Below are 1,394 nucleotides of genomic sequence, written 5' to 3' on the forward strand. Positions count from 1 at the left end.
TCTGAGGGTCGAGCGCTGTCTGCAACCGCCAGCCACAGTAAACCCTGAAAAATGACCGATATGCCCACCGCCGCCATCACGCTACGGGGCCGCAGTCGCCCACGACATTCTCGCAGAAACTGAGGATTGAAATTACCTAACGTGCCAGTGACAGAAGCCATAAGTGTTTATCTAGAAAAAGAATTATCAACAGAATCTTTGACGCGAAGCAACTAACAGAATCTTCTTGATCTGTATCTTCTAGATTCGCCTAAGCTGTTTGCCGATGGCCTAGCTTCAAAAAGATATCTTCAAGCGTTTCTTTTACATAAGAGAATTCGTTTATCTGAACACCCTCTTGCACCAGCACGCGCAGCAGCTCAGCCGCATCCGTATCGCCCCCCACAAAGCTAGCCAGGAACTTACCCGTATCCGGCATGCGTCGATAGGTACTGACTAAAGGATGTTCTTGTAAGTAGATTTCAATCGGTGCATAGCCATCTAAAAGCGTGGATGGATCTAAAACCCCGATTAAAAGCTGTTGTACATTTTGCTGATACAGCGACTGAAGCCGACCGCTTTCTACCAGCCGACCGCGCTCCATAATGCCAATAGACGTACAAAAATCTTCTAAATCGCTCAAAATATGAGAAGAGATAAAGATTGTCATCCCCTCTTGCTGCAATCGTTTAATGGTCTTGCAGTACTCAATTCTAGCGAGCGGATCTAGCCCTGAAACGGGCTCATCTAGCAGCAATAGCTTCGGTTGATGAATTACCGTTCGCGCCAGGCTCAGTCGTTGTTTCATCCCTCTAGAAAGACTGCTGACTAGGCTTAGCCGCTTACTTTCTAGATCGACTAGCGCTAGTACTTCTGTAATTCGCTGCTGTAGATCCTTCGGTCGTAGATAATATAGCTGGCCAAAATACTCTAAATAGTTCTGCACGCTCAGATCGTTGTAGAGCGGGAAATCATCTGGTAGAAAGCCTAGTCTGCGTTTAATCTCCGGGTTGGCCTCTCCTTTTAGCAGGGGCCTGCCATCGATAAAGATATCGCCAGTCGTCGGCAGCTCAGCTAGTGCCAGTAATCGGATCAGCGTCGTCTTACCCGCACCATTCGGCCCAATTAGGCCATACACTTCGCCCGAGCGAACTTCTAGATTGACGCTATTGACAGCCGCGTAGTCATCGAACTGCTTAGTCAACTGATCGGTCTTAATAAGCAGGGAATTACTCATAAATTTACGGAAGGAATGGCTACAGGCGATCAGCGACCCAAGAAATTCAGCGTATGTGTTTAGCGTTGGTTGGTTACTTAGGCTGCTGACCCACCCCGACCTCCGCTGCGCTTCGGCCACCCCTCCGTCGGAGGGGACATTGGCTATGTATTTTTAGAGATACGGGACTTGGTTCCCT

At 48.5% G+C, this 1,394-nt stretch carries 1 protein-coding gene; it reads right to left on the minus strand.

The genetic code is table 11. From position 1 onward, the window contains the following. Positions 1 to 250: 250 nt before the first annotated feature. On the minus strand, positions 251 to 1,216 hold the full coding sequence (locus IQ256_RS29245) for an ABC transporter ATP-binding protein (RefSeq protein ID WP_193859185.1): 966 nt from the start codon (positions 1,214 to 1,216) through the stop codon (positions 251 to 253). Positions 1,217 to 1,394 lie beyond the last annotated feature (178 nt).

This window comes from cf. Phormidesmis sp. LEGE 11477 (genome assembly GCF_015207105.1).
Classification (GTDB): Bacteria; Cyanobacteriota; Cyanobacteriia; order Phormidesmidales; family Phormidesmidaceae; genus Phormidesmis.